Source organism: Actinokineospora diospyrosa (assembly GCF_024171925.1).
In the GTDB taxonomy this organism is placed as follows: Bacteria; Actinomycetota; Actinomycetes; order Mycobacteriales; family Pseudonocardiaceae; genus Actinokineospora; species Actinokineospora diospyrosa.
In genome coordinates, this window is the sequence record NZ_JAMTCO010000004.1 from 279940 (window position 1) to 297369 (window position 17430).

Here is a 17430-nt window from a genome sequence, read left to right on the forward strand (position 1 = left end):
TCCGGGGCCATGGTCGGTGGCCCGTCGTCGCGTATCTCCGAGCCGCTCTCGACGACGGTGTCGGCGTCGGGGTGGGTGGAGGACTACCTGCGTGACCCGGGTGGCGAGTTCACCGCGGTGCTGGGCCGACTCCGCGACCTCGCCATCACGTGGGGGCCGATCGCGGTGCCCGTACTCGCGGCCTTGGTCACGGCGATCGTGCTCGGGTGGCGTCGGTGGCAGCGACGCTGCCACGAGCTGCTGCTCGCCGACGCCCGCCAGGTCACCGTGCTCGCCCCACCCACCGCGGACCCCGCGGGCGGTGCCGCGCTGTGGTCCAACCTCGTCGGCCTGCTGCGGCCGGGGTGGCGGCGAGCGTTCACCGGGCAGCCGCATGTGGCGTGCGAGTACGTGTTTTCCGAGGCCGGGGTCGCGATCCGGCTGTGGGTACCTGGCGTCATCCCGCCGGGGCTGGTCGAGCGCGCGGTCGAGGCGGCGTGGCCCGGCGCGCACACCCGCGTCGGCCGCGCCGAACCGCCCCTGCCCGCACCCGGCGAGGGGCAGCGGCGGCTGGTGGTCGGCGGCGAACTCCGCCTCGCGAGGCCGGAGGCGCTGCCGATCCGGTCGGACTTCGACGCCGACCCGATCCGCGCCCTGCTCGGCGCGCCGGTCGGCCTCGGCCGCGACGACCACGCCTGCGTGCAGATCCTGGCGCGCCCGGTCACCGGCCGACGCGTCCAACGCGCTCGTCGCGCCGCCCGCCACGTCCACACCGGAGGCTCAACCCGGCTGGTCGGTCGCCTGCTCGACCTGATCACCCCCGGCGCCCGACACCGGTCACGCCGCCCGGCCTCGGCACGCACAGCAGCCGGGGCGCTGCACACCGACCCACAGACCTCGCTGGAATACAGCGCGCAGAACCGTGCCATCGTCGCCAAGCAGCGAGGAAGTCAGTTCGAGACGGTGGTGCGCTACGCCGTGGCGACCCTCCTGCCCGCCGACACCGACGACGACCAGCTGCGCCAAGCGCGCGAGGTCGCCCGCGGACGCGCCCACGCCCTCGCCGCGAGCTTCGCCTCCTACACCGAACACAACCACTACACCCGCTGCCGCCTGCGCCACCCCGGCACGGTGATCGACTACCGGCAACTTGGGCGCGGCGACCTGCTGTCGGTGCCCGAGCTGGCCGCGATCGCCCACCTGCCCACCGACGAGGCCATCCCCGGCATTCAACGCGCCGGAGCCCGCGCCGTCGCGCCCCCGCCCGGCATCGTCACCCCCGGACCGGACGCCAAACCCCTCGGCATCACCGACACCGGCCACCAACGCCCCGTCGCGCTGCGCGTGGCCGACGCCCGCCACCACCTCCACGTCCTCGGCGCGACCGGCTCGGGCAAGAGCACCCTGCTGGGAAACATGATCCTCGCCGATGCCGAGGCGGGCCGCGGCATCGTGCTCGTGGACCCCAAAGGCGACTTGGTCACTGACGTGCTCGCGCGCCTGCCCCGTTCGGTCGCCGACCGTGTCGTCGTCTTCGACGCCGACAGCCGCTACCCACCGCCCTGCCTCAACCCCCTCGACGGCGGCCAGACGGACGTGACCGTGGACAACCTGGTCAGCGTGTTCCGCCGCGTCTACTCCGCCTTCTGGGGACCCCGCACCGACGACGTGATGCGCGCGGCCTGCCTGACCCTGCGCACCCAGGAAGGCGTCGCCACCCTCGCCGACCTCCCGAAGCTGTTGGCGGACAGCGCGTTCCGGAGCCGGGTCACCGCAGGCGTCACCGACCAGGTGCTACGGGGTTTCTGGTCCTGGTACGAGGAGTTGACCGACTCGACCCGTTCCCAGGTCATCAGTCCACTGATGAACAAGCTGAGGGCTTTCTTGCTGCGGCCGTTCGTGCGCGACGCGATCGCGGGTGGACGCTCCACCGTGGACATGGGCGAGATCCTCGACGGCGGCATCTGCCTCGTCCGCATCCCCAAAGGATCCCTCGGCGAGGAAACCACCCGCCTCGTTGGATCGCTGGTGGTGGCCCGTACCTGGCAGGCCGCCACCGCCCGCGCCCGCATACCCCAACGACTCCGCCGCGACGCGTCGCTGGTCATTGACGAGTTCCACAACTTCCTGAACTTGCCCTACCCCATCGAGGACATGCTCGCCGAGTCTCGGGGATACCGGCTGGCCATGGTCTACGCCAACCAACACCTCGCCCAACTCCACCGCGAACTGCGCGAGGGCATCTCCACCAACGCCCGCAACAAGATCATCCTCAACGCGGGCCCCGAGGACGCCCGCGACCTCGCCCGCCACACCGCCCCGCGGCTGACCGACCACGACCTCGCCCACCTCGGCGCTTACCACGCCGCCGCCCGCCTGGTCCTGCACGGCGAACAAACCCAACCCTTCACCCTGCTCACCCAACCCCTCCCACCCGCCATCCCCGGCCGCGCCCGCGAGATCCGCGCGGCGGCACGCCGCAACACCACCCGACCCCACCAGACGGCGATCGCTTCGGACGGTTCCGTGAAGGACAGCGGCCAGCCTCCTCGACGACCCACCGCGCCGCCCCACCCGGCCGACCGGACCGAGCGGACCACCCGCCCGCCGAGCAGCGACCCGCGCCGAGCTCGCTGACCAAGCCACCACCACACCACACCGCCCAGCCCGCCCCGCTCGCCCGGCGCACCCCCATGCCCGCGGGCGGCTTCACCGCGCCCACCAGGAGGTCGACTCATGATCACCAACACCACCCAGCAGCGCGCCCTGCGCGGCCACCAACCCACTCGCCCCACACCTCGCGCCGCCAACACCGCCGAGCACCGGGCGATGCTGGCGTGGCGGATGACCCCACGCGACAAGTGGCTCGGCCGGATGCTGTGGGAACACCGCGTGTTGACCACCCACCAGCTGACCGAGTTGGCCTTCGCCGGTCCGCGGACCGCGCGCATCCGGCTCCGCGAGCTGTTCCTGCTCGGCGTCGTGGACCGTTTCCAGCCGTTCGTCACCACCGGCAGCTCACCCATGCACTACGTCCTCGCCCCCGCAGGCGCGGCAGTGCTGGCCGCGGAGGACGGCATGGAGGTCAAGGACCTCGGCTACCGCCACGACCGCGTCCTCGGCGTCGCCCACAGCCTGCGCCTGGCCCACATCACCGGCGTCAACGGCTGGCACACCGCCCTGGTCGCCTACGCCCGCCACACCAGCGGCGACGACACCGCGTTAGCGGCGTGGTGGTCGGAACGGCGCTGTGCCCGCCACTTCGGGGACCTGGTCCGCCCCGACGGCTACGGCCGCTGGCAGCAGGCGGGCCGGGAGATCGAGTGGTTCCTGGAGTACGACACCGGCACCGAACCCCTGGGCAAGCTGGCCGGGAAACTCGCCGGGTACGCAGCCCTCGCACAGGCCAGCGGGATCACCACCCCGCTGCTGGTGTGGGTGCCGACCTCCCGACGAGAGGCCGGTGCCCGCCGTGCCCTGGCCGCGGCGTGGCGGGGGCTCGACGACCCGGCCTCGGTGCCCGTCGCCACCGCCGCAGCAGAACTCCTCGACCCGACCGCTGCCCACCCTGGTCCCGCCGACGAGGTCTGGCTCCCTCTCGACACCACCGCGGGCGGCATCCGACGCGGACTGGCGGGGTTGACCGAGGCGTGGCCTCACCTTCCCCCACCGGTCAGCCCGACCGGCGACACCGCCCTCGGCGCCGGCGTGCCGCTCGCGATGGTGCCCGCACCGCCCCCGATGCCGCCCGTGGTGCGTGGCCGTTCGGGTCGGCGGTGAGACGCCGATGCCCACCAAGCTGGTCCTCACCGCCGCCGCAGTCCTGCTGCTCATCATCGCCCTGCCCGGCGCCGGTGTCGCCGGGGTGCTCTCGGCCATCTTCGGCGGCTCGGACACCATCACCCTGGCCAAGTGCTCCACGCCGATCGCCGACATCCCACCCGACTACTGCCAGCTCTACGTCACCGCCGCCCCCGACTGCCCCGGCCTGCCCTGGACCGTGCTGGCCGCGATCGGCAAGGCCGAGACCGACCACGGTCGCTCCACCCTGCCCGGCGTCCGCGACGGCGAGAACTCCGCAGGCGCTGGTAGCCCGATGCAGTTCCTCGCCTCGACCTTCGCCGGCGTCGTCGCCGCGCACCCACTGCCCGCAGGTGGGGCCACGCCGCCATCCAGGTACAACCCGAGCGACGCCATCCACGCCGCCGCGTTCCTGCTCTGCGACAACGGAGCCCGCCAAGGCGACCTCCGCGCCGCCGTCTTCGCCTACAACCACGACGACCGCTACGTCGACAAAGTCCTCGCCCAAGCCGCCCTCTACACCCAAGCCATCCTCGGCGACACCGGCGACACCGGCGTCGGTGACTGCGACGCCATCCAAGCCCCCAACCCCGCCGCGCTCGCCGCGATCAACTACGCCTGCGGACAACGAGGACTGCCCTACGAATGGGGCGGCAACGGCCCCTCCCGAGGCGACACGGGCTTCGACTGCTCCGGCCTCACCACCGCCGCCTACGCCGCCGCCGGAATCACCCTGCCCCGCACCGCAGACACCCAGTACCACGCCGGACCACGCGTCCCCGACGGGCAACCGCTCCTGCCCGGCGACCTCGTCTTCTACGGAACACCCACCAAGATCCACCACGTTGGCCTCTACCTCGGCGGCGGCCTCATGATCGACGCACCCGACTTCGGCCAAGTCGTCAAGATCGAACCCTACCGCTACAACGGCGACGACTACGCCGGAGCGACCCGCCCGTCCAACTAGCGATTGAAGCGACACCGGCTCATGCGTGACGGTTGAGCACTAGCTCTACGAGGCACCACCTGAATGATTCTTCCACTACGTCGTACTGCTGTGCTTCGAGCCAGGTTCGATACTCAGGCGGGACGCTCTCCCGGATGCCCGCCTCGTCTCCGCTCTCGACCATCGCGAGCAGCTGCTGGATCCTCAACGCGATGCGTTGCCCGAGTTCCACGTCAACGCCAGAGGCGGCTCGCGCGTAGAAGGCTGGGCCGCGCGGCGAGGTTTCGACGAGCAGGGGCGGCCTGTGCTCGGCGAATCGGGCAACCGCGTGCCATGGGCACTCCAGAGTGACCATGCCTGAGCACCACTGCATGAAGGCCAGCGGATCGGCGCGCTCCGCTTCCCAACCCCAGTCCACGACGCATCCACACGCGTGCGCCAGCGGGGTCCACTGGACCTCGTCGCCGAGGTTGCAAGGCTCCAATGGGGTCACGCTCACGCCCAACTGGCCTTCCGCCTCGCCCACAGCCGCGAGAAAGAGGCCAGCAGCGGGGTCGCCCGCGTCACGCGCCTTGGTCGACCACTCCAACGCTTGCGCGGTGTCTCCGTGCTCGTGGAGGTAGATCCCGTAGCGGCCCATCGCCTGCGGATGCCCTTCCAACGCGACCTTCCGCAACCATGTTCCCGCTTCATGGGCCTCCTCCGTGTCGTCCAGCATCACGCCCACGTGGAACATGGCCTCGACCATGCCCTTCTCTGCAGCCAGCCTGAGCCAGGTCACGGCGAGTTCGAGCTCACCCTCGTCCGCCAGTGTGGAACCGAGGAGGAACATCGCGTCCACCTGCCCCAGTTTCGCAGCGCGCTGAAGCCAGGTTTTCGCCTCCTCGGAACGCCTCTGTGACAGGTAGATCTCGCCGAGGGCGCATGCCGCTCCTGTAAAGACAGTTGTGGCAGTCTTCCGGTATTTTCCGATCTCGACGTCGAGCGCTCCGATCGGTATCGCCAGATTGTGAGGATCAATGATCGCGACCGAGCTCCCTACTTCGGCCGCGTCAAGCAGGCGTTCACTGGCTGCGTCCAGGTCGCCTTGATCGCGCAGCAGACAGCCGAGGAAGAGCTTGCCCATGCCGTTGTCTCCGGCCTCCGACGCAGCTTCGTACCAGTGCCGCGCCATCTGATGGTCGCCGTCGTCCTCCAGGACGCGGCCATGCCCCACCATGGCACCCGGCACGCCTGCTTCCGCGCCCCGACGGAGCCAGTTGTGCGCCTCGCTGGTCCGACCGAGCTGCTGCAACGTGGCCGCCAGCATCGCCATCGCCTCGTTGTCTCCAGTTTCGACCGCGCGGCGGAACCAGATGGCCGCGGCCTCAAGGTCTCCGTCATCTTGACATGCCAACCCCAGGGCCGTCATCGCATCGGTGTTGCCGGTCTCCGCCAATCGGCGCCACACGGCTTTGGCGTGGTCGTGATGGCCGCAGGCGCTGGCGAACATCCCAACGACCAGGAATGCCTCATGATCCGCGCGCGCTGCCAGGACCGCCCAGGGCTTGTCCGGTGACTGTCCGCGGGTGCGGTAGCGCTGCTCCGCGTGGTGCGTGAGAATGTCTGACGCCTGGTAACCATCGAGTTCTCCGACGTGGCGCGCCATTGGGGTGAGCGGGGCGACGTCCCCACGGACTGGTCGCAGCGCCCACTGGAGAGCTGAGTCGAACCAGTCGTCTGCTGCGGCGGCGCGCTGCGCGCTGGTCAGGTATTCCGCAGCCAGCGATCGGAGAAGATCTGCCGGGATGACCGCGGGGTGGCCGCACAGTCGCGCCTCGACGGCGGCGGTGATGATGGCCGCGCCCATAGGATCGCTGGGGTGTTCCCACCGGCGGATCAACTCAGGCGCGCAGGCCAGGCAGGATGGGATCTTCGCGTCCGCTGAGCGTTCGATCGCCTCGCGGACTCGGGGGTCTCGTTCACCGATTGTCCTCGCCCGCCGGTGTTCAGCCTCCGTGAAGTCTGGGACAAGATCGAATCTGGTGGCGAGGCGGAGGATCTCGGTGGCATCGGCGTTCAGATCCAGCACCGGGCCGTTGTCTGGCGGGAAGCAGAAGCGGTCGAAGTCTTTGAGCCACATGGTCCCTATCACCAGGAGAGGGCCGTTGCGCTCCGCGAGGATCCTGCGGACGGCCCGCAGGCTCAGCGCACCGGAATCCAGGTGGCGGGTCAGCTCGTCGAGCCAGATGACGGAGCGATCCAGCGGGATCCCCGAGAGCAGCAACTCGTCCAGATCGCCCGCCGTCGGTGGGATGATCATGCGCCAGCCGGCAAGCTCGGCACGTACGGCCTCGTACACCGATCGCGTCTTGCCCGCTGCCGACGGCCCCACAACGACGACGAAGGCGCTTCGCCGGTTCGCCTCGCTCACCGCTGCGCGTAGCTCGACGTCCAAGTCGCGACGCACGTACTCGGGCAGTTGCGCCGACAGCGACCCACGCGATCCAGGCGGGAGTGGCAGGGCGGCGTGGATGCCCAGCAGAGCCCGCTCGATCGAAGAATCGACACTGGGCCACCGTTCCGCCTCGGTGATGAACCACTCCAGGAAGTCGTCGCCACCTGCCAGCGCGCCTCTGCCGACCGTACCCGTCACAGGATCGATCGAGCCTAGCCGCGCCCGCACCCATTCCTCATGGGTCCGTTTCATCGCCACAAGGCGGGAGACAGTCCAAGTGGCGGGATGCGAGTCGATGAGCTGGTGGTGATAGTCGCAGAGAAGAATCAGATTCTCGTACAGACCGCGTTCGCGTGACGTCAGTGGGGAGACCCCACGAGGGCCGTTGACGCTCTCGCCCACGATATGGGCGATCTCGCCCAAAGATGTCACAGGATCGCTGTCCGTTCGCGGCGCCGTGAGCGCCCTCCTGCAATCAGGAAAGGCGCACATGTCGCCGGATCGCTGGAACAGCTTGCGCTGTTCCGCTACAGGCACTGCCACAGAGTCCCCCGTGCACGCGACCATTCAGTCCGGCCAAGGCGGTCGCGACTTCGACCGACGTCTATGCCGCCGAAGCGGCGCGAACGTGGAGTCACGACACAAGACACTACGCGAGTGCCTGCCGTCGGCGCAGCCTGTCAACCGGTCCCCTCTAGCAAGATGTCGCTTGGAGACGTTGTTGGGCTGAAAATCAGGACGCAGCCGGGTGTAGTCATCCAAGACAGGGTGGTGATGCCTTGGCGACACCCCGACGCGAGTTCGTCCATCCCCGCCGGGGGGAAGAACGGAGCCGCGGTACTTACAAGTGCCATCCGCCGCCGTCGGTGATGTCGTCGAGGTCGACCGGCTCGCCGACCGGCGACGGCTCTGGCGCGGGGTTGGTGGGGATGCAGAGCGGTCTGGGCAGGGCTTGGAAGTGGAGATCAAGAGCCTCGACCGCGTCGAACAAGGTGGTCTCGGTCGCGATGGACCTGTCTGGGCCTCGTAGGGGGCACAGCACCCGCACGTAGTCGCGCCCGGCCTTGATCAGCTCGTGTTCGTCGACCACCCAGGCGCCATGGGCTGCTCGGCGGATGTTCCACCACTGCCGCCACATCGGCGCCTGGTAGCGGTCGAGGGGCAGTTCGGCCAGGGCGCGTCGCCCGGCGTCGGTGATCCACCAGGATCGTCTGATTCGCCGTCCGCGTCGGGTCTGGCGTTCCTCGACCCAGCCGTGCCGGATCATGGGTCCGATCACGCGCTGGTCGGTGGTGGTGAGCTTGCCGTTGTTCGGGTCGTTGTCGTCGGTGGCGTTGTGGTGGACGTTGGTCAATGCCGTCCACTGCGAGCCTTTGAGCTTCATGGGTCCACCGGTGCGGGCGCGGGGGCGGTTCATGCGGTCACCGCCCGGGCGGTGACCGGGGGCGGATCGAGGACGACATGATCCGATGTGGACGCGGCGGCAGTGGCGGCCGAGGGCATGGCAGGCAGGGCCTCTCGAGAAGGGAATGTGGGGAGAACGGCGCCGCCGCGACAGCGCGCGGATACCCAGGCGGTGGACCCCGTCGCGCGGGCGATCGCGATCACGCGACGGCGTCCAGACGCGACGACACCACTACCGGGGGCGCCAGAAGGCACGGGGGTGAACGCGGTCGCACGACCTGGTCGATCGTGCGACCGCGTCGAAGCGCGCGACGAACGTCCGCGCCGAGGGTATGCGGGGGTTCAGCGAGTTCGACGGCGTGCGAGCTCGGTCCGCAGGTCACCTAGCGTCTGTCCGTCGGATAGCCGTCGTAGGGTGTTCCAGCCGTTCTGATTGTTGCCGCCCAGGGCCGTGATCGCGCCGGACGGGCTCGCGAAAGCCCGCCCGTCGACGAGGACGATCGCCCCGTCCGCTCTGACCCGTGCCGTATGCCGCACGCCGCGGCTGCGGAACCACGCCAGTTCGTCGCCCGCCGTGAGCAGACCGGCGTCAAGCAGGTCGCCGACGCCCCGAGCCTCCCTCGGCGGCGCGGGTGCGACCCGTGGCGGCGCGGATTCCCAGCGGGCGGCGGCCTCGGTGAGATCACAGTGCAGGCCCATCACCGTGGCGGCGGTCGGGGCGATCAGGGTCGGCCACCGGTCGTCGACACCGTCCCACCGGCCCACGTGCCGCCACCGGCCACGGTGGGCCAGCAGCATCTCGACATGGGTCGTGCCCTCCGGTGTGGACGTTCCGCCCGACGACGTCAGACGCACGACGAGGTCCCCGTCGTAGAGTCCGTCCGCCGGCTGTCGGGGAACCCAGTACCCGGCGAACTGGACGACGTCGCCTTCCCGGTCCGGGTCTGCCTCGTCGAGGATGTCGACCGCCAACACGAGAAGTCCCCACGCCTGCTCGGGACACCGCATCGGCGGTGCCGTCGGCGACGGCACGAGGATGATCGTGTCCAGGGACAGTCCTTCCCGCTCGCGTGACGAACCCTCGTCATCCGGCTGGGGTGGCCGCGCGGGCGCGTCCACGGGTTCAGGGTCGACGGAGTGACGGTGCGCCCCCTGACTGGCATCGGCGAGTTCGGGGTTCGGTGTGGTCTGTCGCCATGTCCAAGTGCCCCTTCGGTTCTGGGCGTTCGTCGCGTACACGGTCGACGTGTATGGACGCTTCGTCACCGCGGCGTTGTCAAGCCCTCGAAGGACCGTGGCCGGGTCGAGCAGGGATTTCCTTGACATGGCTTGACTTCACCAGTGGAAGGAAGCGTCCATATGCGTGTGCCAGCCATCCCGCAACGCGTTGGCACCGGCCCGGGGCAATCCGAAGGCCCTGCTTTGCCGCAACAGTCACGGCACACCTGAACCAAGGGAGTCTGGTCATGCCCAACAAGAACCGCATCCGCACAACCCGCACCACCACGAGCCGCCCGGAACCCGCTCTGCGCGTGGTGCCCGACTCGGCCGCGACGGCGACACGCACGGCGACGGAGGACAAGCTGTGGGCGGTGTTGCACAGCAACCCCGGTACCGCCGCCGTCGAGTTGTCCACGTCGGCTGGTATCGGGAAGTCCACCGCGCAGAAGATCCTCGCCCGGTGGGCACACGAGGGATCCGTCACCCGCACGGCGGGCGCCGCCGGTGGCAGCGGGCGAGCTGCCGACCTGTGGACGATCACCGACACCGCCGCCACCGACGGGGTCGCACTCGACGGCGGCGGCGCGAAGCACCCGGTCCCGACCGTTGGTAGCGGCGACGAACACGTGGAGACCGACGAGCCGCAGGAGAACTTCGCGCCGGACGCCCCACGGCCCGGGGTCGACACCGCCGTCGTGCCCGTCGAGACCGCGAACGCCGAGCCGGCAGTGCCCGACTCTGCCGTCACCCCTACCCCTGCGGACGCCATCGCGGCTCGCGTGGAGAAGGCGGGGCGGTTGGCGTCGGGAGCGCTGCGTGGGCAGGTGGAGGACTACCTGCGCGATCACCCCGCCCAGCGGTTCAGTCCCACCGAGATCGCTCGGACCTTGGATGGCAGGTCAGGGGGCGCGGTGAGCAACGCCCTCGACAGACTGGTCGCCGACGGCGTGGCGGTGAGGGTCCAGGACAAGCCGAGGCGATTCGCCCTCGCCCCGGTCGAGCAGCCCGTCACGGCCGCGTTGGAGAGTTGAGCGGCACCCCCACCCTAAATGTCACTTGACTCGTTGTGCCCCGACAGGATCACCCGTCGGGGCACAACCTTGTCCGCACCTGGCGTGACAGACCCGGTCACCGAGCACCGCTGGACGTATTTGCTCCTTCAAACCCCAAGGGCCGGTCCGGTGGCGTCGGTAAGATCCCGTGGTCCTGGGCGGACGGCAGCTACATCGAGTGCTATGTGACCGTCGGGGTGGGAGTCATCCTGGAATACCCTATCCGGCCGAGTAATATTCGGCCTACATCCTCCGGCCTGGCTAGTAGAATTCGGATCTCGATTTGACGACGTGTAGTGAAAGGCTGGTGGAGGACTTTCCGTGGGCGCTCTTGGGGTGTTCTGATGTCGAGTAGGCTCAACAGGGCTGGTGTTGCGGACTTCCGTTTCGTCGAGACCGCGGTGCCTGCTGTGGGCTCGGGTTGTCCCAGCGACTTGGGACACCCGCCTCACTCCAACAGTTCGTGCCGCGCTGTCACATCGAGGCCGCAGCCGACGATGTGGAAGGAGTCCACGATCGTCCAGCCGGTAGGTGCCGCTTGAGTGTTTACGCCACGTCTCTGATCCTCGCGGGCCGACTGGCGAGGTCTCGGCGGCTGCCGCAGGAGGGGGACGCCCTGCCTGGGTGGGTCCGGCGCTTGGCCGGGCGGCTCGACACGCTGTCGGACAACGAGTCCTTGGCCGAGAGTGTCAGCCTGGAGGCCTCCGAGTTGGAGGGTTACCTCACCGGACTTCGCCTGCTCGCGGACCGCGACACCGGGAACGCCGGCTTCTCGTTCGCCAGGTCGGCGTTGATGCGGATCATGCGGGAGCACCGACTGGCGCGAGTGCCGCTGCCACGCGATCGGCCGCTGGCCAAGGTCTACGAACTGCTCGGCAGGCAGTACCTGCGTTTTGGCGACTGGAAGATGGCCGCGGACTGCTACGGGCACGCCTCGCTCTACTGGCAACGCCCCCGCCAGGTCCGCCGCACTTTCTCGATGCTGGTCCTGTGCTACCTGCTCGACGGCAACCGCGGCGAGGCAGCCGAGATGCTCGCCTTGATCGAAGGCGACGGGTCGGGACCGCCGAAGCACTTCCTGCGGGTATCCCGGAAGTTGGTCGACAGCACATCCGACCTGCGGGACGAGGTTGCGAGGTTCCCGCTGACACGGCCGATGGGGACGGTGGCGCACGGCTACCTCGCGGCGCTGACCGCGAGCAGACTGGCGGGCGACGGTCACCTCGCGGAAGCGCTGGAACTCCTGGACGACGTGGCGGTCCACCTGAGCTCGAAGAAGGCGACTGACGCGGTTGTCGCCGAACTGGACCAGCGGAAAGCCAATGTCTTATTGGCTTTGGGCCGGTACGCGCAGAGTCGGGAAGTGGCCCTCTCGGCGTGGCGAACACTTGATGCGGCGCGCTACGAGCCGTGTTCATTCGACCAGCGGGAAGCATTGTGGCGCCGCATCGCCCCTGCGCGATACGCGGCATTGCGGGCCAGTGTCGCTCTCGGTGAAGGCGAGGTGGTCGCCGAACTGATCGAGAAGTGCAGGCTCCAGTCACTCATCGCCGCCGAGGTCGAGGTCGAACTGAAGGGCAAGGAGAAGCACGAGAAGTCCACGGCGCAGGGCGGAGTGCAAGCAACCACTCAAGGCGCGACCACGAAGGAGGAGTTGCACGCGGGGAAGTCGATCTTCGCCGCGATCAACGACGCCTACAATGGCACGCTCCTGCTGCAACCGGCGGCCACCACCTTCGACACCACAGCACTGCCGGAAGGCGCCTTCTGGTCGACCCAGATCGAGAACGGGATGCTCTTCTGGTTCCTCGCCGTCGACGGGCGCCACCTCGCGCACGGGATGGAGGACCTGCGCGACTACCCGCGCCTCCAGCCCGTCCTTCGGGCGCTGGCAGGCTACTCCGGAGCGGCCGACCCGCGGCTGTGGCAGCTCCCGCCCTACACGCCCCAGGCTGGCGACTACTACGAACCAGTGCGCCACATGGCCGACTGGAACTCCCCCGAAGAGCTGATCATGTCGAGCACGCTCGGCGAGGTGTTGCCGGAACCGTTGGTGAGCCTGCTCCTCGCCGCCGACCGGCGCGGCCCGCTCGAGTTGACCTTGTCCCCGGCGCGCGAGCTCGCGGCGGTGCTCTGGCCGATCATAGTCGTCCCCGGCACCGGTGACCGGCTGGTGGAACGCGCGGTGCTACGGATGTGGACGTCGAGCGTGATCGAGAACGTGCGGGCGGGCCGACCACGGCCGCCCGCCGGACACCCGTCGCCGTTCTTGCTCGCGTGCGAGAACCCGGATGGGACACTCCGCGAGCGCCCCGCACCGAACATCGTCCACCGTGCGTCAACGGTGCTCGCAGGCGAAGCGGCAACCAAAGACGCGCTGTTGGCAGCGTTGCACAACATCGGTCCCGGCACGCCCGGCGTGTTCTTCTACACCGGACACGCTCTGCACGACAGCGATCCCGCGTACTCAGCGCTCCCCCTCGCGGGCAAGGACGTGATCCAGTCCGGCGAGCTGTTCGGAAAGTTCGACGACGGCACCCCGTTCCTCCCCATGCCCTCCCGGGTGATCCTGTCCTGCTGCTCCAGCTCCGGCAACTCCCTCCTCGGCGGCGAGACACTCGGGCTGGCCGCAGGCATGCTCCAGTCCGGCGCCCACCAGGTGATCGCCACCGGCGTGGACGTCTTCGACTCGTCGTTCACCCAGGCCTTCGACGACCTCCTCGTCGAAGGAATGACCCAACCGGACGTCGACGCGGGCGTCCTGCTACGCGCCACCCACCTCCGCATGCTCAAGGAGTGGAAGACCTACTCCCTGCGCGGCGGGAGTAGTTTCACCGAGGACTTCACCGACCCCCACCCCGTCATCTGGGCCGCGTACCAGGCTTACTGAAGGAACCCCATGATCCGCGTCGAACTCCCGCAGGAACTCGCCGACGACCTCGTCGCCGAGGAGCTCGCCATCCGGCCCGGCCCCCGCGGCTCCATCGCCCAGATCCTGATCGTCGGCGCCACCTCCACGGCGACCGCCATCAGTCTCCTCCAAGCCCCCGACACCTTCGTCAAGCTCGCAGGCCTGATCAAGAAGCGCTTCGGGAAACAGCAGGGAGTGACCCTCACGGTCAAGGGCAACCGGGGTTCCGTCAGCCTCGACGTGACCAACGAAACCGATGTCGAAACCCTGGCCAAGCTGATCAAAGAGGGCCTGGTGGGCGACCTTGACTGACCCCACGCGCTTCAGTAGCTCACAGGCGCTGCGGTTTCATCAGCAGCAACGCCACGAGCCCCAGCGCTACTGGTGACCACCACGGCACCACACGAGTCATGATGGCCACCACGGCTAAGAGGCCACCGAGAACGCCCGCACCCAACCCCAACACTGGTCGTCCGGCGAGGAAGAACAACGCGAGCATCAACGCCGCGAACGACGGCGGAACCGAGAAGAACCGCCAAGAGTTGGTGAAGATCACCGATCCGTTGGGGTGCTGGAGGATGTGCAGGGCGCCGCAGTCGGTGCGTGCCCGGTCGATGGTGGCGACCTCGATGTTGGATGTCGGAGGGGAAGCCCCCGGCGTGGGCGAGCAGCGCGCTGATCGCGGCGTAGAGGTGCGCGGACACCGTGGCCCTCGCCGGCGGCGAGGCCAGGACGTCGGCGGCGCGCTCCAGGAGGCGCTCGGCCAGTGGAGCCAGGGTGGCGACGGCGTCGACCTCGGCGCCGGGGGTGGGACGTCCCGCCACTACGTGGAGTGGTCGAGGGCGGTGAGAATGGTCCACCCGGCGTCGTCGGCACCGATCTCGGCGACGGCGACGCTCCTGGTGAGGTAGCGGGTCCGTTCGACGCGAACGCGAACCGGTCGCCCGGTTCCCCTCTGCGCGTCGGGTGTAGCGGTAGCTGGACGAGGTGATCGCCGTGGGGACGCCATCTCTGCTGGGAATGGTTGTCATGGTCAATTACTCCCTATGGCACTGGTTGTGGGGCGGTGCCCGTGTCCAGGATCTTGATCCGGGAGCCGGACGGCGGCTTTCAGCGGGTGGCGAGTTCGGTGCGCAGGTCTGCCATAAGGCGGTGGCCGCGTGCTCGTCGCCAAAGGTGCCAGCCGTTGACGGTGCACCCGGTCAGGTGGTTGGCGTGGGCGGTGATGGTGGACGCGGTGATCACGTCCGGGCCGGGGTGCACGACGCCGCGCTCGCCCACGGTGACCGTGTGCCCGCCCCAGACCAGTTGCTCGCCGACCTCGATCAGCCCGGCGTCGACGAGGTCGGCGAGGGCGTCGGGCACCCGGCGCGGTGATCGGCCCGCGGGCTCGCGGTCGAGCCCGAGCTCTCGTGCGAGGAAGCCGGGCATCATGGTGCTGGTCAGGGTGACCCATTGGGCGTCGCCCAAGGCGGCGTCGGCGAGCCACTGCATGTGCAGCAACACCGACAAGGCGATCGTGTGCGGCCATCGAGCATCGACCGCCGTCCAGCTGCCGACGGTGTGCCACTCGCCTTGCATCGCGGCTAGGAGCTCGACGTCGACCCGGTCGGGGTCGCCGTTGTCGGGGGCGCGTAGCCGCACGACCACGTCGCCGGTGCACAGCGCGGCGGGTGGCGGCGCGGTCAGCCACACCCCGGCCATCAGGTCGGCGATGTCGGTGTGGGCGGGGTCCGGTGGTGGCCCGTCGTCGACCAGCCGCACCGGTGCCCCGGCGCTGTGGGTGGTGCGCACCGCGATCACGACCAACCCCCACGCCCCGTCGGGGGCACGCATCGGCACGGCGTGCGGTGGTGCCGGGACCAGCGAGACGGTCTCGGACGGGAAGGCGTCGCGGAGGGCGGCGGGTATCGGCGGCGTGCCGTGCTCGGTGCTCATGGTTCGGGTCTCCCGGGGTGCGAGGGGTCAGTTGGTGGTTTTGGGGTGGTTCTCGTCGGCGATGCGGCGGGTCATCTCGTCCGCCCATCGGTCGACCTCGGCGTCGGAGCCGTCGCGGAGGCCGGTGAGCACCATGACGGCGACGCTCTCGCCGATCGGGTGGATGTCCGGGCTGTCGAGGACGATGTGGACACCCTCGGAGGTGACGATGTGCCAGTCGCGTTGCCGGACGCGGTCGGCACAGAAGAACGAGCCGATGAGCACGCCGTGGCGGGTGACGTACCCGTACCACGTTTGTTGGGCGTCCTCGGGGTCGAACACGATCGCGGTGACCTCGCAGCCACCGTCCTCGGTGAAGCTGCGGGCGGCGAAGTACCGGTCGTCGGGGGCCTCGGGCGTGGTCACGGTGATCTCCTGGTGGGTGGGGTAAGGGTGAGCGCGGCGCGAGTCGGGCGTCCGGTGCCGGGGTCGCGCATGAGCGGCAGCGGGACCGGTGCGGTGGGTGGGCCGTGTCCGGGTGGGGCGTTGTCCTCGATGCGGGATGCGCGCGGGGTGGCCGGTTCCCACCGCACACCACCACCCACGGTGGCCAATGTCCGGCGGGTTGCGGGGTCGAACGTGACGATCCATGTGCTGTGGTGGCTGTTGTGCCACGGCCACGGCCACCCGGTGCGGCGTGGGTAGGCGTGGCCGAGGTCCTCGCTTTCCCAGACGACGAACAGGTCCTCGACAGCGGCGCGGTAGATGGACTCGTCGGTCGCGGCCAGGGCGAGCCGCCCGGGCGGGACGCGGATCAGGCCAGCCGGTGCGCATTCCCATTGCAGGGAACCGATCCACTCGGCGCGAGCACCGCGCCCGACGTAGAAGTCGGTCGTGGTCGACATGTCCTTACCGCACCGGCGCGTTCGGTGCCACGCCTCGCACCGCGGCCTCGTCGGGTGAGTGCGGTGTCCCGGGCGGTGCGTCATCGACCCGGTGGTCGGTCGCGCTTCGGCAAGTCCGGCGACGTAGGGGTTCGAGTTGCAGGTGCTCGCCGAGGTCGGCCAGAGAGGCGACGCGGGCGACAGAGACCTCGGCGGCGCATCCGGGGCACCGATCGATCAGCCACCACGACTGTCCGGGGGTGTTGTTATCGGGGATGAACCGCCACGCACGGGTGGTTAACGGGTCGGTGACGGTGATCAGGTCGCCGGGAACCGGTCCGGTGCGGGTGGGGTAGGTGCGGGTGGGGTCGTCGGTGACCATCACCGCGTCCACGGGGACGTGCAGGACGGCGGCCACGATGCGGGCGACACGGGCGCGACGCGCCCACCGGTCCCAGCTTCGGGGACCGTCATGGCGACCGTGGAACCCGTCGGGGTCGGTGGCGCGGTGGGCGTCGGCGGCTTGGATCGCGCGTTCGGCGAGTCCGGGTGCGAGTGTGGTCATGGTGATCTCTCGGATCGTCGAGTTGGGTGGAGGAAAAGGAAAAGGGCTATGTGAGGCCGTTCGAGTGCGGTCCGGGTGGGTGCGGCGGGGTCACGCCCACCCGAGTGCGTCGGCGGCGTTCGCGGGAAGAACCCCGACTCGATCGCCGATTCCCAGCCAGACAACGGGCGGATCGGTTGGTGCGGCGTGGTCGGTGTCGTCGGGCGTGCAGGCGACGCCGGCGAGTAGGTGTTCGGCCGGGTTGTCGTCGCGCGTGGCGAGGCGCACCGGGGTGTCGGGGTCCTGGGTGACGAGTGTGGCGACCAAGTCGCCT

At 69.5% G+C, this 17430-nt stretch carries 15 protein-coding genes; 6 read left to right on the forward strand and 9 right to left on the reverse strand.

What is annotated here, in order from left to right:
* Nucleotides 1–9 precede the first annotated feature (9 nt).
* The 3 genes from LV75_RS08395 (at nt 10) to LV75_RS08405 (ending at nt 4747) form a co-directional block, all read left to right on the forward strand.
* Nucleotides 10–2616 carry a type IV secretory system conjugative DNA transfer family protein gene (locus LV75_RS08395; protein WP_253886435.1) on the forward strand — a complete coding sequence of 869 codons (2607 nt, stop codon included), beginning with the start codon at nt 10–12 and terminating at the stop codon, nt 2614–2616.
* Between the two features lie 99 nt (nt 2617–2715).
* Nucleotides 2716–3759 (forward strand): replication-relaxation family protein, encoded by a 1044-nt coding sequence (locus LV75_RS08400; protein ID WP_253886224.1) that lies wholly within the window; start codon nt 2716–2718, stop codon nt 3757–3759.
* Nucleotides 3760–3766: 7 nt separating this feature from the next.
* A complete protein-coding gene (locus LV75_RS08405; protein WP_253886225.1) occupies nt 3767–4747 on the forward strand; it encodes a C40 family peptidase in 981 nt (326 codons plus the stop codon).
* Between the two features lie 19 nt (nt 4748–4766).
* On the opposite strand, the gene LV75_RS35410 is transcribed toward LV75_RS08405, so the two are convergent.
* From LV75_RS35410 to LV75_RS35415, 3 genes are all read right to left on the reverse strand, one after another.
* Nucleotides 4767–7700, reverse strand: a complete 2934-nt coding sequence (locus tag LV75_RS35410) for a tetratricopeptide repeat protein (RefSeq protein ID WP_253886226.1) — start codon at nt 7698–7700, stop codon at nt 4767–4769.
* A gap of 304 nt (nt 7701–8004) precedes the next feature.
* Nucleotides 8005–8580 carry a hypothetical protein gene (locus LV75_RS08415; RefSeq protein WP_253886227.1) on the reverse strand — a complete coding sequence of 192 codons (576 nt, stop codon included), beginning with the start codon at nt 8578–8580 and terminating at the stop codon, nt 8005–8007.
* A gap of 329 nt (nt 8581–8909) precedes the next feature.
* Nucleotides 8910–9686: a restriction system modified-DNA reader domain-containing protein gene (locus LV75_RS35415; RefSeq protein ID WP_253886228.1), complete on the reverse strand. Its 777-nt coding sequence runs from the start codon at nt 9684–9686 to the stop codon at nt 8910–8912.
* A 347-nt stretch (nt 9687–10033) separates the two neighbouring features.
* On the opposite strand from LV75_RS35415, the gene LV75_RS08425 reads away from it, so the two are divergent.
* The 3 genes from LV75_RS08425 (at nt 10034) to LV75_RS08435 (ending at nt 14063) form a co-directional block, all read left to right on the forward strand.
* Nucleotides 10034–10819 carry a winged helix DNA-binding protein gene (locus LV75_RS08425; protein WP_253886229.1) on the forward strand — a complete coding sequence of 262 codons (786 nt, stop codon included), beginning with the start codon at nt 10034–10036 and terminating at the stop codon, nt 10817–10819.
* A gap of 559 nt (nt 10820–11378) precedes the next feature.
* Entirely contained in the window at nt 11379–13730 is a 2352-nt protein-coding gene (locus tag LV75_RS08430) for a CHAT domain-containing protein (protein ID WP_253886230.1), read from the forward strand.
* A 9-nt stretch (nt 13731–13739) separates the two neighbouring features.
* Nucleotides 13740–14063, forward strand: a complete 324-nt coding sequence (locus LV75_RS08435; protein WP_253886231.1) for a hypothetical protein — start codon at nt 13740–13742, stop codon at nt 14061–14063.
* Between the two features lie 19 nt (nt 14064–14082).
* Here LV75_RS08435 and LV75_RS08440 read toward each other — a convergent pair whose 3' ends face one another.
* The 6 genes from LV75_RS08440 to LV75_RS08465 form a co-directional block, all read right to left on the reverse strand.
* Nucleotides 14083–14307 carry a hypothetical protein gene (locus LV75_RS08440; RefSeq protein WP_253886232.1) on the reverse strand — a complete coding sequence of 75 codons (225 nt, stop codon included), beginning with the start codon at nt 14305–14307 and terminating at the stop codon, nt 14083–14085.
* A gap of 554 nt (nt 14308–14861) precedes the next feature.
* Nucleotides 14862–15689: a hypothetical protein gene (locus tag LV75_RS08445; protein WP_253886233.1), complete on the reverse strand. Its 828-nt coding sequence runs from the start codon at nt 15687–15689 to the stop codon at nt 14862–14864.
* Nucleotides 15690–15716: 27 nt separating this feature from the next.
* The gene (locus LV75_RS08450; RefSeq protein ID WP_253886234.1) at nt 15717–16094 is read right to left on the reverse strand and encodes a hypothetical protein; all 378 of its coding nucleotides are present in this window, start codon (nt 16092–16094) and stop codon (nt 15717–15719) included.
* A complete protein-coding gene (locus tag LV75_RS08455) occupies nt 16091–16573 on the reverse strand; it encodes a hypothetical protein (protein ID WP_253886235.1) in 483 nt (160 codons plus the stop codon). Before LV75_RS08455 ends, LV75_RS08450 begins: the two co-directional genes overlap by 4 nt.
* A 4-nt stretch (nt 16574–16577) precedes the next feature.
* The gene (locus tag LV75_RS08460; protein WP_253886236.1) at nt 16578–17117 is read right to left on the reverse strand and encodes a hypothetical protein; all 540 of its coding nucleotides are present in this window, start codon (nt 17115–17117) and stop codon (nt 16578–16580) included.
* Nucleotides 17118–17207: 90 nt separating this feature from the next.
* Nucleotides 17208–17423 (reverse strand): hypothetical protein, encoded by a 216-nt coding sequence (locus LV75_RS08465; RefSeq protein WP_253886237.1) that lies wholly within the window; start codon nt 17421–17423, stop codon nt 17208–17210.
* Nucleotides 17424–17430: the final 7 nt, after the last annotated feature.